Annotated in this window: 25 protein-coding genes, 1 tRNA gene and 1 pseudogene; 11 read left to right on the top strand and 16 right to left on the bottom strand. The window is 50.3% G+C overall.

Annotation, left to right across the window (positions count from 1 at the left end):
* Positions 1-168 precede the first annotated feature (168 nt).
* The 3 genes from ACXX82_RS01950 to ACXX82_RS01960 are packed head-to-tail and all read right to left on the bottom strand — an operon-like array spanning position 169 to position 4,219.
* Positions 169-2,079 (bottom strand): dipeptide ABC transporter ATP-binding protein, encoded by a 1,911-nt coding sequence (locus ACXX82_RS01950; RefSeq protein ID WP_322240726.1) that lies wholly within the window; start codon positions 2,077-2,079, stop codon positions 169-171.
* 26 nt (positions 2,080-2,105) lie between these two features.
* Entirely contained in the window at positions 2,106-3,119 is a 1,014-nt protein-coding gene (locus ACXX82_RS01955) for an isoaspartyl peptidase/L-asparaginase family protein (protein WP_322239520.1), read from the bottom strand.
* Positions 3,116-4,219, bottom strand: coding sequence for a MurR/RpiR family transcriptional regulator (locus ACXX82_RS01960; RefSeq protein ID WP_322239522.1), 1,104 nt, complete (start codon positions 4,217-4,219; stop codon positions 3,116-3,118). Before ACXX82_RS01960 ends, ACXX82_RS01955 begins: the two co-directional genes overlap by 4 nt.
* A gap of 144 nt (positions 4,220-4,363) precedes the next feature.
* Here ACXX82_RS01960 and ACXX82_RS01965 point away from each other — a divergent pair, with 144 nt between their 5' ends.
* Together ACXX82_RS01965 and ACXX82_RS01970 are read left to right on the top strand one after the other, a co-directional pair.
* A complete protein-coding gene (locus ACXX82_RS01965) occupies positions 4,364-5,011 on the top strand; it encodes a hypothetical protein (RefSeq protein WP_458562290.1) in 648 nt (215 codons plus the stop codon).
* Positions 5,012-5,322: 311 nt separating this feature from the next.
* Positions 5,323-5,398 (top strand) — tRNA-Lys (locus ACXX82_RS01970).
* 748 nt (positions 5,399-6,146) lie between these two features.
* On the opposite strand, the gene ACXX82_RS01975 is transcribed toward ACXX82_RS01970, so the two are convergent.
* Complete coding sequence (locus ACXX82_RS01975; RefSeq protein WP_458562291.1) at positions 6,147-6,791, bottom strand: LysE family translocator; 645 nt, start codon at positions 6,789-6,791, stop codon at positions 6,147-6,149.
* A 685-nt stretch (positions 6,792-7,476) separates the two neighbouring features.
* On the opposite strand from ACXX82_RS01975, the gene ACXX82_RS01980 reads away from it, so the two are divergent.
* Together ACXX82_RS01980 and ACXX82_RS01985 are read left to right on the top strand one after the other, a co-directional pair.
* On the top strand, positions 7,477-8,547 hold the full coding sequence (locus ACXX82_RS01980) for a flavodoxin family protein (RefSeq protein WP_322239527.1): 1,071 nt from the start codon (positions 7,477-7,479) through the stop codon (positions 8,545-8,547).
* 447 nt (positions 8,548-8,994) lie between these two features.
* Positions 8,995-9,324 (top strand): hypothetical protein, encoded by a 330-nt coding sequence (locus ACXX82_RS01985; protein ID WP_322239529.1) that lies wholly within the window; start codon positions 8,995-8,997, stop codon positions 9,322-9,324.
* 321 nt (positions 9,325-9,645) lie between these two features.
* Here ACXX82_RS01985 and ACXX82_RS01990 read toward each other — a convergent pair whose 3' ends face one another.
* Positions 9,646-10,014, bottom strand: a complete 369-nt coding sequence (locus ACXX82_RS01990) for a DUF2784 domain-containing protein (RefSeq protein ID WP_322239531.1) — start codon at positions 10,012-10,014, stop codon at positions 9,646-9,648.
* Between the two features lie 366 nt (positions 10,015-10,380).
* On the opposite strand from ACXX82_RS01990, the gene ACXX82_RS01995 reads away from it, so the two are divergent.
* Positions 10,381-10,827 (top strand): VOC family protein, encoded by a 447-nt coding sequence (locus ACXX82_RS01995; RefSeq protein WP_322239532.1) that lies wholly within the window; start codon positions 10,381-10,383, stop codon positions 10,825-10,827.
* A 101-nt stretch (positions 10,828-10,928) separates the two neighbouring features.
* Here ACXX82_RS01995 and ACXX82_RS02000 read toward each other — a convergent pair whose 3' ends face one another.
* Entirely contained in the window at positions 10,929-11,201 is a 273-nt protein-coding gene (locus tag ACXX82_RS02000) for a hypothetical protein (protein WP_322239534.1), read from the bottom strand.
* A gap of 631 nt (positions 11,202-11,832) precedes the next feature.
* Here ACXX82_RS02000 and ACXX82_RS02005 point away from each other — a divergent pair.
* From ACXX82_RS02005 to ACXX82_RS02015, 3 genes are all read left to right on the top strand, one after another.
* Positions 11,833-12,462 carry a PEP-CTERM sorting domain-containing protein gene (locus ACXX82_RS02005; protein ID WP_458562292.1) on the top strand — a complete coding sequence of 210 codons (630 nt, stop codon included), beginning with the start codon at positions 11,833-11,835 and terminating at the stop codon, positions 12,460-12,462.
* Between the two features lie 245 nt (positions 12,463-12,707).
* Positions 12,708-12,962 carry a type II toxin-antitoxin system HicA family toxin gene (locus tag ACXX82_RS02010; RefSeq protein ID WP_322239538.1) on the top strand — a complete coding sequence of 85 codons (255 nt, stop codon included), beginning with the start codon at positions 12,708-12,710 and terminating at the stop codon, positions 12,960-12,962.
* Positions 12,959-13,297 (top strand): type II toxin-antitoxin system HicB family antitoxin, encoded by a 339-nt coding sequence (locus ACXX82_RS02015; RefSeq protein WP_458562293.1) that lies wholly within the window; start codon positions 12,959-12,961, stop codon positions 13,295-13,297. Before ACXX82_RS02010 ends, ACXX82_RS02015 begins: the two co-directional genes overlap by 4 nt.
* Before the next feature lie 574 nt (positions 13,298-13,871).
* On the opposite strand, the gene ACXX82_RS02020 is transcribed toward ACXX82_RS02015, so the two are convergent.
* The 3 genes from ACXX82_RS02020 to ACXX82_RS02030 all read right to left on the bottom strand — a co-directional run bounded on the left by ACXX82_RS02020 (position 13,872) and on the right by ACXX82_RS02030 (position 16,297).
* Positions 13,872-14,153 (bottom strand): hypothetical protein, encoded by a 282-nt coding sequence (locus ACXX82_RS02020; protein ID WP_458562294.1) that lies wholly within the window; start codon positions 14,151-14,153, stop codon positions 13,872-13,874.
* A gap of 508 nt (positions 14,154-14,661) precedes the next feature.
* A complete protein-coding gene (locus ACXX82_RS02025; protein WP_458562295.1) occupies positions 14,662-15,708 on the bottom strand; it encodes a nucleotidyl transferase AbiEii/AbiGii toxin family protein in 1,047 nt (348 codons plus the stop codon).
* The gene (locus tag ACXX82_RS02030) at positions 15,701-16,297 is read right to left on the bottom strand and encodes a DUF6088 family protein (RefSeq protein ID WP_322239548.1); all 597 of its coding nucleotides are present in this window, start codon (positions 16,295-16,297) and stop codon (positions 15,701-15,703) included. Before ACXX82_RS02030 ends, ACXX82_RS02025 begins: the two co-directional genes overlap by 8 nt.
* 189 nt (positions 16,298-16,486) lie before the next feature.
* Here ACXX82_RS02030 and ACXX82_RS02035 point away from each other — a divergent pair.
* Positions 16,487-16,846 (top strand): annotated as a pseudogene (locus ACXX82_RS02035) (helix-turn-helix transcriptional regulator); the annotation flags it as partial.
* Here the strand turns inward: ACXX82_RS02035 and ACXX82_RS02040 are convergent.
* The 3 genes from ACXX82_RS02040 to guaB all read right to left on the bottom strand — a co-directional run bounded on the left by ACXX82_RS02040 (position 16,847) and on the right by guaB (position 21,812).
* On the bottom strand, positions 16,847-18,103 hold the full coding sequence (locus ACXX82_RS02040) for a tyrosine-type recombinase/integrase (protein ID WP_458562296.1): 1,257 nt from the start codon (positions 18,101-18,103) through the stop codon (positions 16,847-16,849).
* A 299-nt stretch (positions 18,104-18,402) separates the two neighbouring features.
* Positions 18,403-19,980, bottom strand: coding sequence for a glutamine-hydrolyzing GMP synthase (guaA, locus tag ACXX82_RS02045; protein WP_458562297.1), 1,578 nt, complete (start codon positions 19,978-19,980; stop codon positions 18,403-18,405).
* Between the two features lie 371 nt (positions 19,981-20,351).
* Entirely contained in the window at positions 20,352-21,812 is a 1,461-nt protein-coding gene (guaB, locus tag ACXX82_RS02050; protein WP_322239554.1) for an IMP dehydrogenase, read from the bottom strand.
* 191 nt (positions 21,813-22,003) lie between these two features.
* Between guaB and ACXX82_RS02055 the strand changes: the two genes are divergently transcribed.
* Entirely contained in the window at positions 22,004-22,531 is a 528-nt protein-coding gene (locus ACXX82_RS02055) for a DUF4124 domain-containing protein (RefSeq protein WP_458562298.1), read from the top strand.
* A 256-nt stretch (positions 22,532-22,787) separates the two neighbouring features.
* On the opposite strand, the gene ACXX82_RS02060 is transcribed toward ACXX82_RS02055, so the two are convergent.
* Positions 22,788-23,165, bottom strand: a complete 378-nt coding sequence (locus tag ACXX82_RS02060; RefSeq protein WP_458562299.1) for an RnfH family protein — start codon at positions 23,163-23,165, stop codon at positions 22,788-22,790.
* A 9-nt stretch (positions 23,166-23,174) separates the two neighbouring features.
* The gene (locus ACXX82_RS02065) at positions 23,175-23,615 is read right to left on the bottom strand and encodes a type II toxin-antitoxin system RatA family toxin (RefSeq protein WP_322239560.1); all 441 of its coding nucleotides are present in this window, start codon (positions 23,613-23,615) and stop codon (positions 23,175-23,177) included.
* A 65-nt stretch (positions 23,616-23,680) separates the two neighbouring features.
* On the opposite strand from ACXX82_RS02065, the gene smpB reads away from it, so the two are divergent.
* Positions 23,681-24,130 carry an SsrA-binding protein SmpB gene (gene smpB, locus ACXX82_RS02070; RefSeq protein ID WP_322239562.1) on the top strand — a complete coding sequence of 150 codons (450 nt, stop codon included), beginning with the start codon at positions 23,681-23,683 and terminating at the stop codon, positions 24,128-24,130.
* A 134-nt stretch (positions 24,131-24,264) separates the two neighbouring features.
* Here the strand turns inward: smpB and ACXX82_RS02075 are convergent, their stop codons facing one another.
* Positions 24,265-25,191 carry an SPFH domain-containing protein gene (locus ACXX82_RS02075; RefSeq protein ID WP_322239564.1) on the bottom strand — a complete coding sequence of 309 codons (927 nt, stop codon included), beginning with the start codon at positions 25,189-25,191 and terminating at the stop codon, positions 24,265-24,267.
* A gap of 17 nt (positions 25,192-25,208) precedes the next feature.
* Positions 25,209-25,676, bottom strand: a complete 468-nt coding sequence (locus tag ACXX82_RS02080) for an NfeD family protein (RefSeq protein WP_322239566.1) — start codon at positions 25,674-25,676, stop codon at positions 25,209-25,211.
* Positions 25,677-25,723 lie beyond the last annotated feature (47 nt).

A 25,723-nucleotide genomic window follows, 5' to 3' on the forward strand; every position in this document is an offset into this window, starting at 1 on the left:
TTCAAGATTGGTTAGGCAGATACAAATGACTATTAAAGCAAAAAAAACAAGAAAAATAGTGGACGAATCACGCCCCAGAATTAAGCGCAGAATTGACGCCTTATTCATTCGCTAGTGCAGCTAAGAAAGTAACGCACTCGAGGCGATTTTGCATAAGTTGCATCCAATTTAAAAAGCGCCACCTACCTTATGCATAGCCACAAAGTGTCCCGGGCCAACTTGCCTCAACGGCTCAACCAACGGCAGATCGCCGACTGCACGAATGGGACTAGGAATTTCATCCTGCTGCAACGCGCGTTTCCGATGACGCTGAGTTGGATCAGCGACCGGCACGGCAGCCATTAACTTGCGGGTATAAGGATGCTGCGGATTTTCAAAGATTGCACGGCGCGGACCAATCTCCACAATTTGTCCGAGATACATGACCGCCACCCGATGACTGACGCGCTCCACCACAGCCATATCATGCGAAATAAAGATGAACGAAATACCTAATTCTTGCTGCAAATCCAGCAGCAAATTCACAATCTGCGCCTGTATCGACACATCCAGTGCCGAGACTGATTCGTCCGCAATCACTATCTTGGGATTCAGTGCTAACGCACGCGCGATACAAATGCGCTGACGCTGACCGCCAGAGAATTCATGCGGATAGCGCTGTGCATGTTCCGGCAGCAAACCTACCCGCTCCAGCAAATACGCCACCCTGTCTTGTGCGCCTTTTGCCATGCCATGCACCAACAGCGGTTCCATGATGGAGTATCCCACCGTTAAGCGTGGATCAAGGGAGGCGAACGGGTCTTGGAAAATAAATTGAATCTCACGCCGCAGCGAACGCAATTCCGAGCGCGGCAAAGTCGCCAGATCACGACCACCAAACTCCACGCTTCCGCTGGTGATATCCACCAGTCTCAACAACGAACGTCCAGTGGTCGATTTGCCACAGCCCGACTCGCCAACCAACGCCAATGTCTCACCCGGATAGAGATCAAAACTAATTTGTTCGACCGCATGCACGCGCTGCCTAACGCGACTGAAAATACCGCTTTTTATATCGAAGCGCGTCGTCAAATTGCGTACTTTTAGCAACGGCTGTTGCGTCGGATCTGCACCGGGAATCGACCGGACCAACTGCGCTGCATCGGCCAGGTCCACGCTCATCGACGGTACAGTTCCAGCGATGGCAATTCGCTCCGGCAAGTCGGTCCCTTGCATTGCACCAAGACGCGGCACTGCCGCCAGCAACGCACGCGTATAGGCATGCTGCGGTGCTGCAAAAATCCCGTGTACGACCCCTTCTTCGACCTTTTCACCCTGACGCATGACAACTACCCGGTCTGCGATTTCTGCAACGACGCCCATATCGTGGGTGATGAACATCACGGCCATTTGCATTTCATCCTGCAAAGCGCGGATTAGTTGCAATATCTGGGCCTGAATCGTCACGTCCAGCGCCGTAGTTGGCTCATCCGCAATCAACAGTGACGGCTTGCAAGATAGCGCCATCGCGATCATTACGCGTTGGCGCATTCCGCCAGATAATTGATGTGGATGCCGATCCAGCATCCGCCGTGCTTCTGGAATCCGCACGATCTCCAGCATACGTAATGCTTCAGCGCGTGCAGCAGAAAAGTCCTTGCCCTGATGCAGTCGAATCGACTCAGCGATTTGCTCACCCACCGTAAACACGGGATTAAGTGACGTCATCGGCTCCTGAAAAATCATCGCGATTTCTGCACCACGGATGTGCCGCATCGTATTTTGATCGGCGCTTGCCAGATCAATGGCGCTGCCATTACGACGGTGAAACATCATCCGACTGGTGTTGGATATCTTGCCGCCACCATAATCAATCAAGCGCATAATCGCTTGTGAAGACACTGACTTACCGGAGCCCGATTCACCCACAATCGCCAATGTTTCCCCCGCATCAACATGGAATGATAGCCCTCGCACTGCTTCGACCGACCGCTCCGAGGTCACAAAACTGACCCCAAGCTGATCCACGGTCAACACACGGCGCGCAACTGGATTGCGCAACTCTTCAGACGCTGGCACTTGGTGCGCTGATTGGGTCATGGTCGTCATGGTGGTCATGATCCGCGTCATTGGCTATCTGACTTATAAATTGCCGTCAGCGGCGATTCGCCGACTCTTGCGACGCCGCGATACATACCTTCAGTATTAAAAGGAAACGTCACATTACCTTTTGCATCGATAGCAATTAACCCGCCACGACCGTTATAACGCGGCAACAATTCCATCACCACCTGTTCGGCCGCATCTTTTAACGATAGGCCCGCATACGCCATCCGCGCTGAAATATCATACGCGGCGACAGTACGCATAAAGGCTTCGCCCGTTCCGGTAGCCGAAATAGCCGCCGTCCGATTGTTGGCGTAACAACCCGCTCCAATGAGCGGCGTATCTCCCACCCGACCGATACGTTTATTAGTAATCCCGCCAGTCGATGTCGCCGCCGCCAAGTTACCGTGCGAATCAAGCGCTACCGCCCCGACTGTTCCAAATTTATTATCCGGATCGATGGGCGCAATCTCGGCAGCAGCGTTGCCAGCAGCTTCGCTAGTCGCATCATGATCCAACAACATCATGCCGCCCTGATTACGCGCACGTAGCCACTGCGCATGACGCGCTTCGGTATGAAAATAAGCAGCATCGACAACCGCAACACCATAATCCGCCACAAAACTTTCTGCACCCGCCCCCACCAACAAGATGTGTTCGCTATGCTCCATCACGGCACGTGCCGCCAATATCGGATTGCGCAGATGGGAAACATTGGCAACCGCACCGGCAGCCAACGTCGCGCCATCCATAATCGCTGCATCCAATTCGTGCGTTCCTGCGGACGTGTAGACCGCCCCTTTGCCGGCATTGAACAGCGGGCAATCTTCCAACATACTGACCGCAGTAGCAACGGCATCTATTGCGCTGCCGCCATCCGCCAATATTTTTTGACCAGCGCGAAGGATGTCATTCAAAACTTGGTGATACGCCCGCTCTTGCTCGGTATTCATCGCGCTGCGCAAAATCGTACCCGCACCACCGTGGATGGCGATCGTCGCGGAGATGGCTGAAGTTGAAATTGCGGTTGTCACGTTAGCTCAGCCTTTTTGGGAAGTGATTTGATTTTTCCTGTCTTAGTAACAGGTAATTTAGTAGCAGCCGACTTAGCACCGGCAGACTTAGTATCCGCAGACTCATCAGCGGCTACTTTTAGCAGCGACGATTTCTTATTGGTTTTGCTGGCCTTCACAACTGGCTTACTTTGTTCAGCGTCAGACTTTTCCTGCCAGTCCGGATAATGCAACCAAGGCAGCACAAATTCAGTCATTTTCGATGCAGCATGGACGGAGCGATCCGCCCGATGCGCAACCGCGTCGCAGGTTGCCTGAATCAGCGCCAGCGCCGCAGCATCCGAAGTTGGCGACAATTGACGCTCGGTCTGCGCATACAACGTCACATCGGCCAACGGCACCAACGGCGAAGTTGGCACATCGGTAAACGCCAGCAACTGCGCGCCGCGCTCCTTCGCCAGCGTTGCCAGCGTGATCGTATCCGAGACATAACGCGGGAAAGCCATCGCAATCACCAGATCGCGTTGATCCACTTTAAAAAACTGACGCGCTGTCTGCGACGGGCCGCCTGGCCCAGCCACCGACAACACATTGCGACAATACGGCTCCAATCCATGCGCCGTGATACCGGCCAGATGCGCACTTGCCCCAAACCCAAGCACAAAAATGCGCTCCGCCTTGAGTATCATGCTGACCGCCCGATCACACAGTTCCGGCACCAGCGCCCGCTTGGTCGCCTCCAGATTCTGAATATCCGCAGCCAGCGCATTCGCCATGATTTCTGCACTAGTCGCCGCCCGCCCAACCTGATCGCGCAGCTTTTCAACCGGTGCTAACGACGATGCAAAATCCAATACCAACGCCGCCCGAAACGCGGGATAGCCATCAAACCCAAGAGCATGCGCAAAACGATTTGCCGTCGCCAGAGAAAAGCCAACAACGTCAGCCAGTTCATCAATGGTCATCGTCGCCGCCCGAAAGACATTCGCCAAGACGTAATCAGCAGCCTTCCGGTGCGCCTTTGACAGCTCGGGATAAACTTTGCCTATACGCTGGGCAACGGCGCTATGACGTTGCCATGCATTTGCAGTGTGATGTTGCACCCGATATCTCGCTCTCATTATTAATTTATGTAAATATATTCTCAAAACATTTTTATGTAAAGAAAATTTATTTTCATTTTTAAAGCGTTAAAAATTGCACAGAACTATGCAAAAAATAGGTGATTTCATGCTTAAATACACAATATTGCGTATAAACAAGAAATGCAAAAAAATGCACCGCTGAGGCATAACCTGAAGAGTAAAAGTAGAGAAAAGACAGACCAAAGGCAAAATATGCGCAGCCACGTAACAGGAAAAATCATCAGCTTTGCTTTAGCGCTCGGCGTCGTTAGCGCCCTATTTTGGGTGATGTCGACATCAATAAATTTACCGCAAAAAGACAAACCACAGCCATCGCCGCAAACCACCGACACTCCGAGCAAAGCTAGCCTCGCTCCAAATAATCCTCCAAATCGAGAGCCAAACCAAACAATCCAATCCGATCAGCAGAACCAAATATACAAATGCAGAACCAACAATCGGGCAAGCTACTCGGATCAAAAATGCGGCGATACGCAAAGAACGACCACCGTTAACATCCACGAAACAAGCGGCGGATTTATCAGCCCAGATCCACACACCATCGCGGACACACGCGCAAAAATAAGAACAGAAATGCAGCAGCCAGGTGCAACCGCCATCGTCTCTGACTCAACGACGAATAATCCTCCTTATGAATGCACGTATCTTGCTGCGGAAATTAACGCGATTGACGCTGCGTCGAGAGAACGTCATACAGGACAAGAGCAACAGCGACTTCGGTTGAGACGAGAAGAGGTGAGGACGCGGGAGTTTCGTTTGGGATGTTGAGGTGTGTGATTCACGCACACTCGTTTCACATTTCTAAAACAAAATCGTCGCGATAATTTTGCGTATGAATCCGCTCTTTGGGCGTTGCAAACTCTTACAAAAGTAAAGTTTTGTCTGCAATTTTAGCCAAGCGCTTCGCTTGCAGAAATGTATAAAGAATATCGGCCCAAAGCGCACTAAAAAGTAACGGAGTCTGACCGATTAAACGCCCTCTAAGCGCTAGCTCTTTGATTATTTTAAAGAGACTAAGCCAGAAAAAAACAGAAGCACTAGTACAAATATTGAACAGAGGATATAATTCCACCCCTGTTGGGGCGTTAGCTCAGTTGGTAGAGCAGCGGACTCTTAATCCGTAGGTCGTGTGTTCGAATCACACACGCCCCACCAAGCTACATAAGGCTCTCCGAGATATAGCGGGAACCTTTTCATTTTTTGTGGTGGGGGAAATTTTGTCTAATCTTCTCAATCGCAGCCTTAAGCGAGTCATTCGCAAGGTGCGCATACCGCTTTGTACTGCTTGCAGACTTAAATCCCAATACAGCGCCGACAGTATATTCCCCGAAAGATGGAAGGCTCGGACGAATGTAAATTTATCTAACCGTCTGTTGATATCCTATTCTGAATCTTGCATGATTTTCTCCCCTTGGGATCAACTTACTGCGTAACGTGAGTGATTTTTATGGAATGGGCGGGGACAAATTATTAAAAAAGTGATCACCGTGTTTACCTAACACACACAAAATCGAACAAAATGTTCCAAGGAAGGAAATTTCAAGGTCTGTGTACTCCTAACCGATCACATAGCTCATAACGGTTTGTCGCCAGAACAGGCGGAACAAATCGCCCAACAGATGGCGCTTGGGCCGGACTACTTTAAGGGGTATATGGTATCGACTGAGGTGAATCGTATAGGCAGAAGTGATCCGTCCATCGTTGAAGCGCTTGGTTAGAAACTGGAGTTAGCGCCCTTTCCGTCGACGCCGAATGTCATTTGATATTTTAATCAACTGCCTGCTTTCGACCCGAAGCGGTCTTTCGACTTGCCGGAAACGAGTAACTCAATATTTACGTAAAAAAACTACCTTCGTTTGTGTGAAGTTGAGAATCTACGTGACTAATCGCTTGATAAATACCTTTAAGTAGGGCGCCGTATAAAGGCCAGAATCAGGCCAAATACGATCAACATTGCACCACTTATACGATTGAACCATCGAAATCTTCGAGCGTTATTCGTCAACGTTCCGAGCCGTGCGCCGATACCCGCATAAATGGCAATGGCTAACAATTCAAACAATAAGAACGTCGTACCGAGTATAAAAAAGCTAGTCGCGTATGCCAAACGATCAACAAATTGCGGGAAAAATGCGGTAAAAATTAGAATTGCCTTTGGATTTCCCGCTGCGACGAGAAATTCTTGTTTCGCAAGTCGCCGTAGCTTGTCCCTTGGAAGCTCGGCGTCGAACTGAGTTTCTTTAACTGAATCTGATAGGTGAACGGGTACAGAGCGGAGCATTTTTACGCCGAGCCATACGAGGTAAGCTGCACCACCAAATTTCAATAAAGTGAAAAGTGTTTCTGATGCAATCAGAAGCGCTCCTAAACCAAAGCCGGAGATTGATATCATCCCAGCAAAGGCGAGCAATCTTCCAAATGCCGCAAGTATTGAATAGCGGACGCCATCACGAGCACCATTGGATAAGGACAGTACGTTATTTGGGCCGAATGCCATATTTAGAGCAAAGCAGGCAGGAAGAAAGAGCCAGTAATTTTGAAACGACATTTTATTCACCTCTCTTTAGCTAACTGTATTACCGTTGTTAGCCGATTGTACGCATTTGGTAACTGGCGGTTTAGACCCGAAGCGCATGTTCGGACATTCTGGAGAACGGTCATGTATCGTCGGGTGCAAAAGTGTCAACCTATTTCAGGACGGAAGCCCACAAAAAAAGCCCGCATGACCTTTCGGTTGCGGGCTGAATCCAAACCTTTGCGGTGTTGGAGGAGACAGCTAAACTTTAACACAAAAATGGTGCGGTGCAATATGGTAAAAATACGGTAGTGCCAATTGCCCAACCATAACGCGGACTATGCGGGGCGCTGTTTCAATCTGGCGTGGGGTACAAATACCCTAAAAATGGCGATGGGCCTTTTAGAATTATGATTTATTCTAGATCGAAAAAAACAACAATGCGTATAAAAAACTGCAACAATTCATTTCCTTGTCGCAAATAATATTAAAAAATCCATTGATTCAGATTGCTTTTCACCTTTGCTGACACTACGATAAATCAAATGCGTGCGGATTCTGCAACCCAAGACGAGCGCGTGTAAGTCTGCAATCAATGATTCAGAGAACGATAGACGAATGATTGCTCTGATCGTCCTATTTCTTGATACAGCATCGCTTAGCGAGGCTTTTCACTGCACTAAAACCGCCCGCTCCCACACCCGATCTGGAGATTATTGTGACGGAACCACGCAAAGGCCAAGCGCCTGCAGTGTTAAAAAGAGATGAGTTTCACCTTGAATTTCGTCGCTCTTTTATTGATCCCACGTTTGATGTGGTGAAGTCGGAAATCGATAAAGTCGAGCAAGTGGCGTGGGAAAACTATATCAATGGCAACAAATCACCCATCACTGCAAAGGCGGGTCCCGAATTTGAGGACCCTGATTATGATCTGTCGGTGGAGTGGAAGGCGACCCGGGATGCTTTGATTGAAGCGGAGGATCGACAAAAGAATCCTGCGACGAAATCGCGGGTTTTGTTGATTTGTGGTTCTGCGCGCAATGACGGCAGTTGTCCTGGCGAGATATCCAAAAGTTTTCGGCTAGTTAAGTACGCTACCGAGACGTTGGAAGCACGCGGTATTGAGGTGGATTTGCTGGATCTGAGTCTGCTCATTTCGGACTATGACAAGCATATTTATCCTTGCAAAGCCTGTGCTTCTACAGCGATGCCGTTGTGTCATTGGCCGTGTAGTTGTTATCCCAATCACGGTCAGCGGCAGACCAATGACTGGATGGCTGATATCTACGAAAAATGGGTGTCTGCGCATGCGATCATTATCGTGACGCCGGTGTATTGGTATCAGACGCCATCGGTGTTGAAACTAATGATAGACCGGCTGGTGTGTGCTGATGGCGGCAATCCCGATCCGACCACAACGTCGGGCAAAGATGCGAAGAAAGCCAAGGATCTGGAGTTGAAAGGATGGCCGTATCCGAAGCATCTGGCGGGCCGTGGTTATGGTCTGGTGGTGCATGGTGACGTGGCGGGGATTGAAGGCGTGCGGCGCGGATTGTCGGATTGGCTGGATTGGATGGGCCTGATTGATGCGGGTGCATCGTCGCGGCTGGACCGGTTTATCGGCTATTACGAATCGTATGCAGAAAGCCATGAGGTTTTGGACCGTGACCTGGCGGTGCAACAAGAGGTGCGTAACGTTGCCAGCGCTGTGGCGAATGCGGTGGTCAAAATAAGGGAGGGGAATTTTACGCCGCCGGATGCGGATTTGAAGCGCCCTCGGCCTAAATAGGGTTGGCTTTATTGGACGGCGTTTGCAGCTTACAAACGATTCAGCGGAATCTTGCTCTAAAAGTTTGCGCTTGATGGATAACTCCGCTATCGTCTGCTGGTCTCCGAGAAAAAGGAGAACGGGTTTGATCGCTCGACAATGTACAAGGCGCACAACGGCGCAATGCCGTTTTTTTGTGCGACTTTCCTTCGCTCGTCCTTAATGGGCGGTGGTGGTGGGGATACCTTCGGGTATGCCGGTATCCTTGTACGCCGGTCGATCAACCTTATCATTTACCGCCCACCCCGTTTGATCGCGGGGCGCGGTCTAACCGTACAAGGAATCAATAATGTCTAGTATCGTCACATTTACTACCCCCCACTTACAAATCACGCCACGCCTTGCCCACCAAGCCAGCGCCCGTTTCATTCAAACGATTGCCGCTAACATTATTGGGAGGATCCAATCATGAGCGATCCGAGCATGAATGATCCGTCATCGTCTCCAAAACCAGAGTCATTGCATCAAGCGTTTTCATGGTTACCGGCCCGCCATCAATCAGATGAGCCTGCGCAGTTTTATGCCATGACAAAGGATGTCTGCGAAGGTATTCAGACCTGTGTCGATTTGGCCCATTTCAGCATCATGGACAGAGATAGTGATACGACGCCAATGCTGAATGTGGACGACACGGATGGGTTGCTGTGCTTGGCGATAACGTCGTCTCAGATGCTGGCGCACATTGCTTCTCTGCGGATTGATGGGTTGGATGTGTGTGCGCGTAAGAGGCGTCAATAATGCTGTTTTAAAGTGGCCAGTCTCACCGCACGTGCTCTGATTTTTTTAAGCATTTCGAAAAAAAAGAAATTCACAAACCGCAAGCAACATTGGCCTCAGATCAGCGGACTGGGCTGATCTCGGCTTGATGATACCAAGGTGAAGCAACTGCTCACCTTGGGTTTGGTCGGCTTGCGCCATCTATTTATCGGTGATTTCTGGCGCAATAACTAGATCAGTCCAGCGTATTGTTGATTTGGGTAATTTCGCAATATACTGATCTGTCGCGCCAAGAGCACGCGCCGGATCAGCAATTTTCTTAGCACAGCGACTGCGCAAGCATCATCGCGGCTTATTGCGGGTGATGAAAAGCCAGCCATAGATGCCGAGATTGACAATTATGACGACACAAGCCAGTAATAACTGGATGTCTCTGGATAAACCGGCGGGATAGATAATCGCCAGGAAATAATGTTCGACGAAGTCACCCGCATAGCCCGATTGACCAGCTTTGACGCGCAGGAAATTCTCGATATAGGTAAGAGGACAAATGCGCCCCGTAAGCTCTACAAAAAATCCCCATGCAACGGCTGGCAAATGCGCGACGATGAGCCAACGCCAGCGCACCACTAACGCGGCTCCGAGAAGGACGAACGCGATAAAAGTGAGATGAAATAGCAGTACTGCGTCGGCGGCTAGTCGATAGAGCATGATCTCAATGGCACGCGGTGGGCGGCCAAACCTTTTATAAATAACACTGTAAACACACATTTATCTATGACACCACGATCTGGCGTGTAATTTACCCGCGTCGGCGAATTTATGCGAAAGACGTTTGTGTCACCTTCATAAAACGTTGAATGGGAATGCATTTGACATCTTAGCGCCATCCTTTAGTTTAGTTGCAATCTATGCAGCCACTCAGGTTGACGATGCACTATTTTTTGATCCGGTTGAGGACTTCGCTTCGTTGGCTGAGCAGAAATAGGCTAGGCTCAGGCAACATTGGGCGAGCGCACCGTATAGGTCAGATGGATAACTCAGGCAATTTAAACCTGCATCGTCAAAGTTAGCAAGATGCGTCAGATAGCTGCGCGGTACGCCCCAACAACAAGTGAGGTAAAACATGCTGGATCACATTTTTGTTTCGGTCAGCGACATGCAGCAATCAATCGCGTTCTACGAAAAACACTGATACCACTTGGCATTAGCCACGTGATTGACTACGACGGGGCCAAGGGACCTGCGGGCCATCCTGACCTGAAAGGCTTTGGCCGCGACGGCCGTGTATTCTTCTGGCTGCGGCACGGTACTGCAGATGCCCGCGCAATCCATGTCGGCTTTGTCGCCGATAGCGAACCGGTAGTGGATACGTTCTATGCTGCAGCCATCGCAGCAGGTGCTACCGATAACGGCAAACCTGGCGCTCGCCTCTACTACGACCCGCGCTACTACGCTGCTAACGTTTTCGATCCCGATGGTTACAGCCTTGAGGCGGTGTACAAGAGCTGGCAACACCCGTAGTCATGAGAGAGAATCCTCAATGACTACGAACTTGTGCGTTATGGCGTGATTAGCCCATTGAAGAGCACCGTATTGATGCTCTTGTGATGACGAGGTTACGGTTAATACACCAATGAGGCCGCAAACTCAAGTGCGCTTCTAAACTGAGGGCGGCTCTTATAAGTGAGTGCGGCGTAGAGTTTCAGTCTGTGCTTAAAAGCCTTCCGATTCGTCACCGCATTGCTACTTGAGACGATAGAAAAATAATCGCACGCCTCGTTGACGACGGCCTCCATTTCGCGGTCAACGTTTTGTCCTGAATCCGCCTGAGTGGCCAATTGCTGCACTTGAGAAACATAGAGTTTGATCAAACTTTCATCACGAGACGCTTGCATTCGCTACTCCAATAAAAAAATGTAATCGATCCTACGACTCTGTACCCACTTGTCGAGTGAGACAGCAAGTTAAGACATCTCTCAACAGAAACAGTTATCATTTTAACATTATTTATTTATATACAACGTGTTTAATATTGAAATTATCGGTCTACGGAATAATTGAGAGCTTTGAAGTGAACATTCCTCGAAACGCGAGAGCGGTCACGGATTTAGTTATTTTAGCTATGCACACAATGATGATGATCAGGAATTCTCTCTCGACGGATCACTTGGGATGGAAGCCCCACGGCTACGAATCGACAGTAATCTTCCAATAAGTTGATGCATCAGCAGCGATGCCCTGGTCGATGGTACGTTCCAATTTAGTTGGCAATCCTGTTCGCAATGATCAGCGTCCATCCAGCAGATTTCTTGGGCGCAGGATTCGGTAGTTTTGGTCTGGATCATGCGCTCACACAAAATCAGAAAAAGAAAACGGCTAATAGTAAGTCGATATTCTTTACAGCTACAACCTTTTTTGACAGGGGTTGCGCGTAAGTATCTGATTGTTATATCAATAATTTTTAGGCATCTTTATTGCTTATCTAACTCCGATAGTATTAATTTTTACTTGACCATAAAACTAAAAATGAAACTTTCCCACCTGACTTTCCTCGCCGCCGCATTATTTAGTCTTGCCGCCGTGTCAAATAACGCGATTGCGGCCGCGATAACCTCGTTAAGCGGTACCGCGGTTACTATCCCTGTCACTCAGACGTCGAGCGCAGGCCCGATTGCGGTCACGCCCAACATTACATGGTCCAGTACGACCGCGTATTCGGTATTTGGCTACAATGCCAGTTATGGATTTGGAAACAATGGAAACTGGAACGCAAATCTTTCAATGGTCGGTTCGAATTCAGCCAGTGATACGATGACATTTTCATTCCTGGCACCGGTAGCCGGTTTTGGCGGCTTCCTGAACTACGCTCCTGGTTATGGCCCAACGGCCATTTCAACGTACGATGCGATGAATACTCTCTTGGAATCTGCCCTACTGACATTTACAACTAATGGCTCGACTAATTCTGGCGAATTTTTAGGCTTTCTCGATACAACAGCAGATATCAGCTCTTTTACATTACAGGGTGCATACATTGGCGGGGCGAACTTTATCGTGGTGGATGGAGACGTTCCTGAGGCGGCTTCCTTAGCACTTTTGAGCTTGGGCTTGTTAGGTTTTGGCTTGGCGCATAAGCGTAGACAATCAGTCGCTTAGATTGCGTAATCCTTCTGCGTGAAGGCTTACCAGATTGGAAGCAGAATGAAGTGTCGACGTTGCCTGGCAATGTTGCATTGCCGTTTATTGTTAAAAAATATTATTAGAAACGCTGCCTGAAGTTTCTGAAACTCCCAACCAGTAAACGCCAATTTCTTACTCGTCCCCGGGGAGCCATTGTTACGGCATCTCGCAGCGTTTTAAAGATAACAGGTCTGCAATCACAATGTGCTATCAATTAGCGCATGAAAGCAAAACACCGAAGAACGTTACAAGCGGTATTTACCAAACCAACCTTGCCGTTTATTATTTTTTCTGACATGGAAGCGTTAATCATTGCGGTCGGAGGCGAAGTGCGCGAAAGCGAAGGGTCTCGCGTTGTGTTTGAATTAAATGGCAAACGCCTATATCCCCACCGTCCACACCCCGGTAAAGAAGCCAAGCATTATCAAGTTGAAGAACTCCGTGAGTTGCTTACTTCACAAGGAATCACACCATGAACAATGCAATGATTTATAACGGTTACACCGCCCGTATAGAGTTTGATCCACGCGACAATATTTTTGTGGGCCGCGTGCTGGGCATCACCGACAGCATCAGCTTTCACGGCGAAACGGTCACAGAGCTCAATGCTAATTTTCATCAGGCGATTGCGCATTATTGTGCCGATTGCAAAGCCACTGGTCGCCCCCCCGAAAAACCAGCGTCCGGTAAACTCATGCTGCGCGTGCCGCCAGAAGTGCATGCTGCTGCTAGCATTGCCGCACAAGCATCCGGCAAGAGTCTGAATCAATGGGCCAGTGAAGCATTGGCACGGGCTGCGCACGCTCTATAGCGTGAATGCCAAGTGCCCATCTAATCGGCATAAGCTACGATCTGCGCACCAACTCTTATTGGATTTAAGTACGGACGATCACACCTTGATTTAGGGACCCGTTACTAAAACACTGCCCGTAGGTCGACATCTGCTCACGACCGATGCACCTATTTTTTGTATAAACAAAAAATACCTGACCTAAAGAATTTTTGTTTATACAATAAATCGAATGAACCATGAATTCGATACAGCCAACGCCAACGCGCATGGCATCGGCCAAAAACGTACCAAGGGCTATACCATCAAAAACGTTTACCAGTCACTTCACCGAAGCACCAAAGTATACGCGCTCCACCAACGACAAAGCCTGCTTAACGCGGGCTTATAAGGTTTTGGTGCGGGTTGCTACCACCGTTTACCGGCGCTAAAATCACTCCCATTGGATCATCAATGAGGTTCGCCGACCCGCATGGTTAAAGGGTTTGGCTGTGGTCGATATGGCGTCCCAAACGATGACCCACCAATCCTACCTGTTTATTCGGGGGATTCTTCTCCAACAGCAACCACAACGAACGAATCAGATTCTTGATCATCAATTCGATATGTTGACGGTATAAAAAGACGATGGGATAGACCAGAAAATCCAGGTGCCGGCCTGTCCTGCCGCTCGATCCACAAGCATGTCCGCAGCATCCCTGTAGCCTGTTGCGTAGACCGACCACTTGTCACCATACAAGCGATGGTTAAGCTGCGCGCTGTCAACCCATGAACCGCTTTTGAAAAGCTTGTCGCCGAGCACCGGGAACAAGACTCCACTGATCAGATCTGAGAGATCGTCCAATCGCGGTTCTTCATCATCGCCGGGAGTTGTCATGGCCTGACCTTATGTCTATCGAACAGACGTTCAAAGAAATCGATCACTATTTTCTTGGCCTGCGGCCCTACAATCCATGCCAAACGCGAGCACATCCTCTCCCCGCATTGACATATTGCGATGGTCTTTCCACCGCAAGCGCTGGACCCATGTTTGAAAGCCGTGAACTCTCCAAGGTAGGAAGTTCCCAAGATTTCACCTAGATCGCCGGAACGAATGGGCTTTGTCGTGGGCAGCTTCTCTTCGATGAATTCGGCCATCGCAGTCTTTCCCAACGTCTTCATTAGGTGGGCGACACGTGCGCCTAACGCGTATTGCGAGGGGATAGCTTTGCTAGCGCCTTAACGGCAGCATTTACTCTCTTCGGTTCAGCATCGAGAACCGTCATCTCGTGGCCGTTGACACTCTCCTTGGTGGATATACACCATTTTGCGAACTGCGTCATTCCCCTCCCCGATTTGTTGTAGTTTTCTTAAAATAGTATCAGATTAATCACATAGGTAACGGTTTACGCAGGTTCGCCAGGAGGAACATCTTCAGGAGACGAAGGCACATTTGCCTTTTGCTGAATGATTCGGCATCGTTCCAGCAGAACCTCAAAAGGCTCAGCGTCATCCAGGAACAAGCCGTCATCGACCATGTGCTGATAGTCGGAAGCAAGCGTAACCAGCGCACCGTCATCTGGTACAAGTTGCAGGCCGCCAGAAACTGCCGCGTGGTAGTCGATCAGTTCGCCCTGCGGGGATTTCTCGGCGAAGAACATGTTCTTATGATCGGCAACTGCTTTACCGAGCGCAGTGTCTGCGATAGCCGCATCCACGAAACCGGCCGCATCCAGCCGAGCCACGTCATGCCAATGACGAGCAAAACGTTCACCCCCACGAAAAGCACCCTGGGCACAGAAGACATGGATCGCCGTGGCCTTCTCCCAAAAGGTGCGCTCGGCGCGCATCACCTGCGGCGTGGCCATCGGGAATACGAGCATCGGCAGGTATGCAGCCGCATCGCACTGGATAAGGCGTGGTTCGCTGGGCTCGCCGGTAGAGCGGGCACCGAATTCCAGCATGACAGCCGAGGCAACGTAGCCCGTACCTGCTATCAACGGAACGTAGTCGATAAAAACCTTGTCATCTTCGGCCCGTACCGATGCGGGTAGAGACTGCCGCTCAAGGTCCTGCTTGAGCCTTGGCACAATTTCGCTAGCAACCCATTCTGCCAAGCGCGCCCGGATCTCTTTGCTCCATTTCTTTTCTTGGCTCTTGCTGGCTGGCAGCGGTGCGTCGGCGTCTCCGACTAGATCACCTGCGATTGCGCGGATATCGTAGGTCAGATCGACATCCTCCGAAAACCGGCGGATGACACCATAGGCCTTGGACAGAGATGTTCCACCCTTGAAGACCAGATGACCAGCATGGGGACCATCGAACAGGTGTCGTAGCGACCAAACGACCCAGATATCTTTTTCAAGCAGATGAGGCAGACGGCCGGAACTACTGGCAGCCGCGTTGAGCGCCTCCAGACGCTCAACAGTGGAGAGTTCGAAAAACTCAGCCATGCGCCAGCAAAGCGCTAACTTCTTGCGCCATCCAGGTCGGCAAGCGCGCACGCGCCGATGCGACTTCTTCGAGTTCGGACGGTTGCAGTTTGGACCGAAGCTTACGTAGTGCTTCGCCAGCCTTCTCAGGCCCCAGCCAAGCGAGCGCCCGCACTACTTCTCCAGCTGGACGGCCAGGAAAGATCAGTTGCCAGATTGGCGCGTGCCGGAATTCGACCGTTTGCGCGCCGACCTTCAGACGCCGATTGCGCCCGGATGTCAGATAGATGGCCTTCATTGGCACTTGAGTGGTGAGGCCAAGCGCATTGGCTGCAGCTGCCCCATGGGGCACGATTGTTTCCCCACGCTGACTAGCCAGTCCTTCGACCAGTTTGTTGGTGGACGGCGCATGCGTCCCGAAACGGCTCTCCACGGGCAAAACGTAAATACCTCGCCCAGCCCGCAACAAGGCACCGCGCTTCACCAGGCGAGAGAGCACTTGATCGACAGCAGCCCTGCCACCCAAATGCAGAAGCTCCTTAGCGACCAAAGGGGTGCCTTCCGGCAACCCGGCTGCGTATTCCAGTACTTGTTTGGCAATGGTTTGCATAATGAAACACCCTATTTGGTAGAATTATGCAAAAACTTCTGACACTTGTCAAGTTGGCTGACGGATGACTTGGCAGCGCCCGCCCATGTACGCCCTAGCGAGTTGTCTACAAGACTGCCTATAGTCATCATTGCTCTACGTGACCAATTCCGAACGATGAATGATCATCGCCCCGTGAGGGAACAAAAGATGGATAACCAAGATTCAGGCCAACTTGACCGCATCAACGCTCGCAGCACGTCGGCCGAACCGCCTTGCGGCGTCGACGGATACGAAGAACGCCACCAACTTGTCGTTGCCCACCCTCTCCCCTTACGGCGCACCATCCGCCGACCCGAACTGCACCAGTTGGTCCCGCTCGCTGATACGACGATCTACGATATGGAGCGCCGTGGAGAATTTCCGAGGCGCTTCAATCTGACGCCGCGTTGCGTGGTGTGGGATCTTGCGGAGGTAGAGGCTTGGCTGGCGGCGCGCCGTCAAGCCTCGGATGCCGATGCGCTGAAACGCACCCCTTCACCGGATGTACGCCAACGCAAGCGACGCCCGTCAAACAAGCGCCCGAAGCGTAGGCACCGACAGCGACGCAGGGAGCAGCGTGGCCGTATAAGCACCACCTCCCACCCAAGCATCAACCATATTCGCCCACTCCTGCAACATGTGCCGACGCTGCTCACCGTATTCCGCTTTGTTGTAAATGGCTCGCGACGAACGTCCGTCCTCGTGCGCCAAGGACTTCTCGATCCAATCACGGTTAAAGCCAACTTCGTTGAGCAATGTCGATCCGGTTCGCCTCAGGTCGTGCACTGTGAACGGTTCCAGTGGGAGGCCGGTTGTTTTCGCCCGCTCAGCCACGATCTGCGTGACCCGATTCAACGTTGCCTGGGACATGCACCGATCCGCGTCGTATCGCGACGGCAGCACGTACTTGGAGCCGCCAGCGCAAGTGTGCAGCGCCACCATGATGTCGATTGCTTGCCGGGATAGATAGACGTTGTGCGGATTGCGGCCCTTCATGCGGGACTTCGGAATGGTCCATAGAGCCCCCTCGAAATCGACCTCATCCCAAGTCGCCTGGATCAACTCGCTCTTACGCACTAGGGTGAGGAGGATCATCCGTAGCGCCAGCCGGATGGTAGGGTATGTCGCCACTGACTCCATTTGGCGGTGCATCAACCGGATTTCGGTTGGCGTGAGCGCCCGGTCCTTCGGAACAAATGTAGCAATGGATGCCGCCCCCACATCGTCCGCAGGATTGGCGACCTTCTCACCGTGCAGGATCGCAAAGACGTAGATCTGTTTGACGATGTCGCGGACATGGACGGCGGTAGCCAGCGCTCCCCGAGCCTTGACCTTCTGGCAGAGCGTTCGCAGATCGTCGGCGCTGATCTCGCCGAGCAGTCGATTTTTGAAAACCGGCGTGATGTCGCGGTCGATGATGCTCTTGCGCATTGAGCGCGTGGTCTCCGCCATCTTGGCACCCGCCAGCCATTTGACGGTAAACTCGCCGAAAGTCTTGGCCTCGGTCAGACGGCGTTTTTCGCGCTGCTTCTCCATTGCTGGGGACTTGCCGTTGCCGATTGCCCGCTTGGCATCCAGCAGCTTCTCCCGGGCCATCGCCAGCGAGATACCCGCCGGACCATAGCGGCCGATAGTCAGCGCCTCTCGACGACCATTGAGACGGTAGTCGTAGCGGAAAGTGATCGTTCCCGCCGTTGATACCGTGACGTACATACCGTCACGGTCGGCGAGCTTGTACGGAGCCGCGCCAGGCTTGAGGTTTCGGAGTGCGGTGTCGGTAAGCATCTTGGGTTTTCTCCTGTTCGAGACGGTTTTTACCGTCAAGGGTCAGAAGACCTAAAGATGCCCGAAAACCCGCATGAAACCTAGCTTTCCGGGGTGATTTTTACCGTCAAGACCGAAATAGTCATAACGGTAAAAATCTGGGTCTGAATCCGAGGTCAAAATCTTACCGTCAGCTTTACCGGCAAGTTATTTTGCTTGGGGTCGATAGCTACCGATAGCTACCGTGACGTAAATTATTATAAATCAATAACTTACGTCACTTTTTCGATAGGCACCGATAGTCCCCGAACAACCTCAAATCACTCCCACTCAATCGTTGCCGGAGGCTTGCCTGAAATGTCGTAGACGACACGATTTATGCCGCGTACTTCGTTAATAATCCGATTCGATACACGCCCCAAAAGCTCGTACGGCAAATGTGCCCAATGTGCTGTCATAAAGTCTTGGGTTTGCACGGCGCGTAAGGCAACGACATACTCGTAGGTGCGCCCGTCGCCCATGACGCCAACGGATTTGACCGGCAAAAATACGGCAAACGCCTGACTGGTTTTGTCGTACCAGGACTCACCGCTCTCGTCTTTGGTATTGCGCAATTCTTCAATGAAAATCGCGTCAGCACGGCGTAACAGATCAGCAAATTCTTTTTTGACTTCACCCAAAATGCGCACGCCTAAACCTGGGCCCGGGAACGGATGACGATAGACCATGCCATGCGGCAGACCTAATGCGACGCCGAGTTTGCGGACTTCGTCTTTGAAGAGTTCACGCAATGGTTCGAGTAATTTCAGATTCAACGTTTCGGGTAAACCGCCAACGTTGTGATGACTCTTGATGGTGGCGCCCTTTTTGCCCTTACCAGCGCTTTCGATGACGTCTGGATAAATCGTTCCTTGCGCTAGCCATTTGGCGTTTTTTAGCTTGGCTGATTCGACCTGAAAAACTTCGACGAATTCACGACCAATGATTTTACGTTTGGCTTCAGGATCAGTTACACCCGCCAGATGCCCCATGAACTGGTCTGTTGCATCAACACGGATGACTTTGACGCCGAGATTTTCGGCGAACATTTCCATCACCATATTGCCTTCATCAAGACGCAGCAAACCGTGATCGACAAATACGCAGGTCAATTGATCGCCGATAGCGCGGTGGATCAGGGCTGCGGCGACACTACTGTCGACGCCGCCGGACAAACCGAGAATGACCTCATCCGTACCGACTTGCTTGCGGATTGACTCTACCGCTTCGGCGATGTAATCGGGCATATTCCAATCAGGCTTGCACCCACAAATATCCACAACGAAACGTTTGAGGATGGCCTCGCCTTGCTCAGTGTGCGTGACTTCAGGATGGAACTGAACGCCATAAAAGCGACGCTCTTCATCGGCAATACCAGCGATCGGGCAATTCGTGGTCGATGCCATCAACTTAAAACCTGGCGGCATCTGCTCCACTTTGTCGCCATGACTCATCCATACTTTCAGCATCCCGTGTCCGTCTGGCGTGACGAAATCAGTGATTTCATTGAGCAGCGCGGTGTGACCACGTGCCCGTACTTCGGCGTAACCGAATTCACGCACTTTGCCCATTTCGACCTTGCCGCCGAGTTGTTCGGCCATGGCTTGCATGCCATAACAAATACCAAATACCGGCACGCTCAATTCAAATACTACTTGCGGCACGCGTGGCGTATCGCCTTCGGTCACGCTGTTCTGTCCACCGGAAAGAATCACGCCAGCTGCACCGTAATTGCGAATGAATTCGTCTGATACATCGTACGGATATACTTCGGAAAATACACCCGCATCACGCACACGACGTGCAATCAACTGGGTAACCTGAGAACCGAAATCGAGAATGAGTATTTTTGAGTGCATGATGTGCGCCTAAATAGCATAAAAAAATAAATAAGACTTACGCAAAATCGCCCCAGTGGCAGTGCGCCTTTCTGGACGCCTAGCGTGCCGTCTTGGTCAACACGCTTTGTTGGGATGGTTTTGCGTAAGTCCTGATAAAAGGTAAATTCCAATCTGGTACGATAATATGCGCATGCAATGCAGAGAGCGCTAGCTTTCATCCGACTACAAACAAAATCAAGTTAAAACCGCAACTACGTCGACCTTTATGACAACAAGTTACGTGCACTTAAGCCGAAACCACAAGCGCCACGTATGGTAAAACCACACGTGGCGCGACGTTCACAGGCCAAGCTGGGGATCGGTGGTAAAACCGTTCACCAGAATATCGGTCACTCAGTCCGATAGTTCGGCGCTTCCTTGGTGATCTGCACATCATGCACATGCGACTCACGCATGCCAGCCGATGTGATTTGCACGAATTCAGCCTTGCTTTGCAAATCTTCAATTGTCGCGCAGCCACAATAACCCATGGATGAACGGACACCGCCTATCATCTGATACAGGATGGTCAAGACGCTGCCTTTGTAAGGTACGCGTCCTTCAATCCCTTCAGGGACAAACTTATCGGCCTTGCTTGCCGAATCCTGAAAATAGCGATCAGCAGATCCATCCGACATCGCGCCCAAACTACCCATGCCACGATATGATTTGTAGCTGCGCCCCTGAAACAGAATAACTTCGCCAGGCGCTTCTTCGGTCCCGGCAAACATGCTGCCCATCATCACCGTCGAGGCACCGGCTGCGAGTGCTTTGGCAATATCGCCAGAGAAACGCACGCCACCGTCCGCAATCACAGGCACGCCGGTTCCCTTGAGAGCTGCAGCGACATTTGCAATCGCCGAAATTTGCGGTACGCCGACGCCAGCTACGATACGGGTGGTGCAAATTGAACCTGGGCCAATACCGACTTTAACGCCATCTGCACCATGCTCAACCAACGCCAATGCCGCGGCGGCAGTGGCGATATTGCCGCCAATGACATCTACACCGGGAAAATTTTGTTTGACCCATCTCACGCGATCCAAAACACCTTTTGAGTGACCGTGCGCAGTATCGACAACGATAACGTCAACGCCTGCTTTGACCAACAGGGCTATGCGCTCTTCATTATCAACACCAACACCGACCGCCGCACCCACGCGCAACTTGCCCTGATCATCTTTCGATGCCAGCGGATGAGTTGTTGATTTTTGGATGTCTTTAACGGTAATCAAGCCCCGCAACTCAAACGCGTCGTTGACGACCATCACGCGCTCAAGGCGATGCTTGTTCATCAGTCGCTTGGCTTCGCTTAGATCAGCACCGTCCTTGACGTACACCAATCGATCCCGAGGTGTCATCTTGGCGCGGACTTGCGCGTCCAGTTCTTCTTCAAAGCGCAAATCGCGGTTGGTAATGACACCAACCAGACTTTTGCCTTCGACTACTGGAAAACCGCTGATACCATGCTGTTCAGATAGCGCAATAACGTCACGAATAAGCATGGTTGGTGGAATGGTGATTGGATCACGTACCACACCGGACTCAAAACGTTTGACCTTGGCGACTTCTCGCGCTTGCTCCAGTGCCGTCAAATTTTTATGGATGATACCAATGCCACCTTCTTGGGCCATGGCGATTGCGAGGCGAGCCTCGGTAACCGTGTCCATTGCTGCTGACAATAGCGGTATGTTCAACACAATGTTACGCGTCAAACGTGTCTTGAGTGTAGTATCTTTAGGGAGTACGTCCGAATAAGCCGGAACCAACAGCACGTCATCGAATGTGAGTGCATTTTGAACAAGACGCATAGCTTTTCCTATAGGCGCAAAACCGAATTATACAGAAATCTTGACAACTCGTCGCCTATGTAACGCTTTTTAGCGTAACTATTCGCTTCTCTGTGCTCCTCTGTTTCACTCGCTGATTGACATGGCAATCAAAGCATGGCGAAATCAGACTCTGACTTGATCGCCGACTCTTGTAAGGTTTTAGGATAAAAATGATCCAACTTCGTATAAAACACTTTTTTATCACTACCGCCACGTTTTGCCTGTTGGGCATTGGTAGCGCAGCTTTAGCACAATATGTGTGGCTCGATGATAAAGGTTCGAAACAATATTCGGATATGCCGCCACCTACTTCCGTACCGGCCAAACGCATACTGAAGATGCCGGGAAATTTTTCCATTCCCTCCGCCGATATCAGCCCAAACAAAGCCGAAAGGAGCGACACGCAAAATGGCACTCAAAGCATGGAAAAAGTTCCGCCTACGCTGGCGGAGCAAAACGCTGCTTTTAACAAACGTCAGAGCGATCAGGCTGAAAAAGACAAGAAAGCCGCTGATAATGCCAAAATCGCAGCAAATAAAGCCAAAAGTTGCGACAGCGCCCGGGCTTTTCAGCGGAACCTCGACTCTGGCCAACGCATCGCTCAAGTGGACAAAAATGGACAGCGTGCTTTTTTTGACGATAATCAACGTAACCAGGCGTCGCGTGACAACAGGCAAGTTTTGGACGAGTGCAAATAGATCTACACTTATGCCGTGAGTCTAGGAGACTTGGTTGCAACGTGATCGTATAGTTGAAAATTGTCGGCGCTGTAAGCATAACTGTAATGTATTTATGCTGAAAAACAAAAAACAATCCATTGGGGTGCCGAGCGATTTCGGGCGCCGGAACCGGCACCGACTGCCTTGCGAAGCCTTGGCTTATGGAATAAAACTCTGAAACGTGGTCGCTGGCTAGCGACGGTACTTGAAAGCGATTTTCTCCCGTTAACCCGTTTTACGATTTCTCATGGGATTTTTTGTCTGCCCGTTTCCGTCTCGATTCCTTAGGATCTGCAATCAGAGCGCGATAAATTTCAATTCTATCCAGTTCCCGTACAACGGTATCGAGCGTTTTGAGCTTGCCGAAAATACCGACGCGACAAAGGTCTAGGTCAATTTCAGGACATTCATCTAGCAACCCGCTCAAGATAATCGCATCTTGTAGCAAGGTGCCTTGCGGCACACTCAAAGTGCGGATTGGCTGACTGGTTGGCGTGCCATAGCAAACCTGAATGCGGATCAACGCTACGCTGGAATCTGCCTTCTCCGAGTTTGCAGACGCATCAATGATTTTAGTGACAGGGGCCGTGACCTGATACGTATTAGTCGTCATATCCGCATCTCACGGATTGTCGCCGTAAACAGTTTCAGCACGTTTGCAAAACGAGTCTACAAAACTATTGGCGATCATACTGAACACTGGACCGATTAATTTGTCCAAAATTTTATTTGAAAATTCATAGTGCATATCGTACTCAATCTTGCATGCATCTGCTCGTAACGATTTAAACGTCCATGTGCCTTCCAGATGCTTGAAAGGCCCTTCCACTAGCCGCATTTGCATTGAGACCGGGGCATTATTGATATTTTCAGTAGTAAACGACTGCTTGATGCCGTGATAGTGTATGTTGAGGGTCGCGATTAATTTGTTATCGTCCCGCTCGAGCACCTTAACACCGCCGCACCATGGCAAGAATAGCGGATAATCTTCCACGCGCTCGACAAGGGCGAACATTTGTTCAGCGCTGTATCCCAATAATACCGTTTTGTGTACAACTGCCATTAGCTTCAACCATTTGATAGAATCACAACTTGAAATTTTAACCGACCTGCACCATCTTTGACTACATGAGTATTATTGACAACAAAAAAGCTTTTCATGATTACTTCATTGAAGAGCGTTTCGAAGCCGGCATGGTTCTTCATGGCTGGGAAGTAAAAGCTATCCGGGCAGGACGCGCTCAGCTAAAAGAAGCCTACGTGATTATCCGTGACGGTGAAATTCATTTGTTTGGCGCGCATATCAGCGCCTTGCTGAGCGCCTCTACGCACGTCCATCCAGAGGCAGTACGTACCCGAAAATTGCTTTTGCATGCCGAAGAGATCAAAAGACTGATCATCAAGGTAGAGCGTTCAGGTTTTACAATGATACCGCTGAATTTACATTACAAAGGCGGCCTCATTAAATGTGAAATTGGAATCGGCAAAGGTAAAAAGCAACATGACAAACGCGATACGGAAAGACAACGTGACGGCGAGCGCGAAGTGCAAAGTGCGATGAAGCAACACCGACGTTAAGAGTTTTCTTCCATAAAGAAAGTCTGTTTAGCATCGGGGCTTTAAATGTCAACAGCGCCATCAAAACGTTTTGCTGGCGCTATTTTATTTTCTTCTGCGTAGAGACTTAAAATTTTTGTATTAAAGGTTTTGCGTTAAGGCTTTCTCACGCCACCCTGGGATTTAACCACTTGCATCGCTGTGCTTATCAAGCCACTGATATCGCCCAAATTTGATGGGATGATAATAGAGTTGTTGGTTTTTGCAAGTTGGCTAAATGCTGCGACGTATTGCTCGGCCACCTTTAGATTGGCAGCGTCCGTACCACCGGGCTCTTGCAATGCTGCTGCTGTTTTACGAATAGCTTCGGCACTGGCCTGAGCGATTGAAAGAATTGCAGCAGCCTGACCTTCAGCGCGATTGATTGATGCCTGCTTTTCACCTTCTGACTTGGCGATCGATGCTTCACGCTCACCAGTGGCAATATTAATTTGCTCTTGCTTGCGTCCTTCAGAGGCAGCAATCAATGCACGCTTCTCACGCTCGGCAGTAATTTGGGCCTGCATCGCGTGCAAAATTTCTTTTGGTGGTGTCAAATCCTTGATCTCGTAACGTAAAACTTTTACGCCCCAGTTAGCGGCCGACTCATCAATGGCGTTCACGATCGTGGTGTTAATGTGATCACGCTCTTCAAACGTTTTATCGAGTTCCATCTTACCAATTACCGAGCGTAAAGTCGTTTGCGCTAATTGTGTAATCGCAGCAAGATAGTTTGATGAGCCATAAGATGCGCGCATCGGATCGGTAATCTGAAAGTAAAGAACACCGTCAACTTGCAACTGCGTGTTATCACGCGTGATACACACTTGCGGCGGAACATCGAGTGGGATTTCTTTTAGAATATGCTTGTATGCAACGCGGTCGATAAAGGGCAAAACGATGCTCAGTCCTGGTCCAAGCGTTGCGTGGTACTTCCCTAAACGCTCCACAACCCAAGCATGCTGTTGCGGCACGACTTTGACCGTTTTCATGACAAACACGATAGCGATAAAAAATATAATTAACGTTACGCCCTGGAACATAGTAAATCCTTCCTCTATTATTTATTTGAATGACCGGCCACAATTAAGCGACTGCCACGTATTTCCTGAATAAAGAATTGCCCGGAATGCGCCACTTCTCCTTGGGCCAATTCAACATCCCACAACGCACCACGGTACTTAACCCGTGCTGTATACAATCCAACATCGGCTGCATCGCCGCCAACGTTTTCTTTCATCCAATGCGCGACATTGATGGTCTGCCCGATGTCTAAATTGACATTGCGATCCTTGGCAGAGTCGATCTTTTCACGCTTACCAAATTGACTACGCCGCACCACAATTGTCCCCGCAACCGACACAATGGCAGCAATCACGAATTGCCACTCCAAATCGGCACCAAGCCAAGCCACTAGCGCACCAGCAACCATACCGATGGCGATCATCAACAAATAAAAGGTTCCGGTAAACAGTTCAGCCAACACGAGAGCGCCGCCTAATAAAAGCCATCCTATCCAAGGCATCATAAATTACTCCCTTGCAATTATTTGTTATTAGTTTAACGCACAAAAAA

This window comes from Glaciimonas sp. GNP009 (assembly GCF_054343755.1).

Excerpts from the sequence above, each read along its gene's own strand:
- ACXX82_RS02060 (WP_458562299.1), bottom strand. The coding sequence starts at position 23,165 with ATGACGACTAATACGTATCAGGTCACGGCCCCTGTCACTAAAATCATT.
- ACXX82_RS01950 (WP_322240726.1), bottom strand. The coding sequence starts at position 2,079 with ATGACCCAATCAGCGCACCAAGTGCCAGCGTCTGAAGAGTTGCGCAAT.
- ACXX82_RS02040 (WP_458562296.1), bottom strand. The coding sequence starts at position 18,103 with ATGCTTACCGACACCGCACTCCGAAACCTCAAGCCTGGCGCGGCTCCG.
- ACXX82_RS01985 (WP_322239529.1), top strand. The coding sequence starts at position 8,995 with ATGAGCGATCCGAGCATGAATGATCCGTCATCGTCTCCAAAACCAGAG.
- ACXX82_RS02075 (WP_322239564.1), bottom strand. The coding sequence starts at position 25,191 with ATGTTCCAGGGCGTAACGTTAATTATATTTTTTATCGCTATCGTGTTT.
- ACXX82_RS02055 (WP_458562298.1), top strand. The coding sequence starts at position 22,004 with ATGATCCAACTTCGTATAAAACACTTTTTTATCACTACCGCCACGTTT.
- smpB (WP_322239562.1), top strand. The coding sequence starts at position 23,681 with ATGAGTATTATTGACAACAAAAAAGCTTTTCATGATTACTTCATTGAA.
- ACXX82_RS01975 (WP_458562291.1), bottom strand. The coding sequence starts at position 6,791 with ATGTCGTTTCAAAATTACTGGCTCTTTCTTCCTGCCTGCTTTGCTCTA.
- ACXX82_RS02005 (WP_458562292.1), top strand. The coding sequence starts at position 11,833 with ATGAAACTTTCCCACCTGACTTTCCTCGCCGCCGCATTATTTAGTCTT.
- ACXX82_RS01990 (WP_322239531.1), bottom strand. The coding sequence starts at position 10,014 with ATGCTCTATCGACTAGCCGCCGACGCAGTACTGCTATTTCATCTCACT.
- ACXX82_RS01960 (WP_322239522.1), bottom strand. The coding sequence starts at position 4,219 with ATGAGAGCGAGATATCGGGTGCAACATCACACTGCAAATGCATGGCAA.
- ACXX82_RS02015 (WP_458562293.1), top strand. The coding sequence starts at position 12,959 with ATGAACAATGCAATGATTTATAACGGTTACACCGCCCGTATAGAGTTT.
- ACXX82_RS02030 (WP_322239548.1), bottom strand. The coding sequence starts at position 16,297 with ATGCAAACCATTGCCAAACAAGTACTGGAATACGCAGCCGGGTTGCCG.
- ACXX82_RS02020 (WP_458562294.1), bottom strand. The coding sequence starts at position 14,153 with ATGACAACTCCCGGCGATGATGAAGAACCGCGATTGGACGATCTCTCA.
- ACXX82_RS02025 (WP_458562295.1), bottom strand. The coding sequence starts at position 15,708 with ATGGCTGAGTTTTTCGAACTCTCCACTGTTGAGCGTCTGGAGGCGCTC.
- ACXX82_RS02000 (WP_322239534.1), bottom strand. The coding sequence starts at position 11,201 with ATGCAAGCGTCTCGTGATGAAAGTTTGATCAAACTCTATGTTTCTCAA.
- guaA (WP_458562297.1), bottom strand. The coding sequence starts at position 19,980 with ATGCACTCAAAAATACTCATTCTCGATTTCGGTTCTCAGGTTACCCAG.
- ACXX82_RS02065 (WP_322239560.1), bottom strand. The coding sequence starts at position 23,615 with ATGGCAGTTGTACACAAAACGGTATTATTGGGATACAGCGCTGAACAA.
- guaB (WP_322239554.1), bottom strand. The coding sequence starts at position 21,812 with ATGCGTCTTGTTCAAAATGCACTCACATTCGATGACGTGCTGTTGGTT.
- ACXX82_RS01995 (WP_322239532.1), top strand. The coding sequence starts at position 10,381 with ATGCGTCAGATAGCTGCGCGGTACGCCCCAACAACAAGTGAGGTAAAA.
- ACXX82_RS01965 (WP_458562290.1), top strand. The coding sequence starts at position 4,364 with ATGCAAAAAAATGCACCGCTGAGGCATAACCTGAAGAGTAAAAGTAGA.
- ACXX82_RS02080 (WP_322239566.1), bottom strand. The coding sequence starts at position 25,676 with ATGATGCCTTGGATAGGATGGCTTTTATTAGGCGGCGCTCTCGTGTTG.
- ACXX82_RS02010 (WP_322239538.1), top strand. The coding sequence starts at position 12,708 with ATGAAAGCAAAACACCGAAGAACGTTACAAGCGGTATTTACCAAACCA.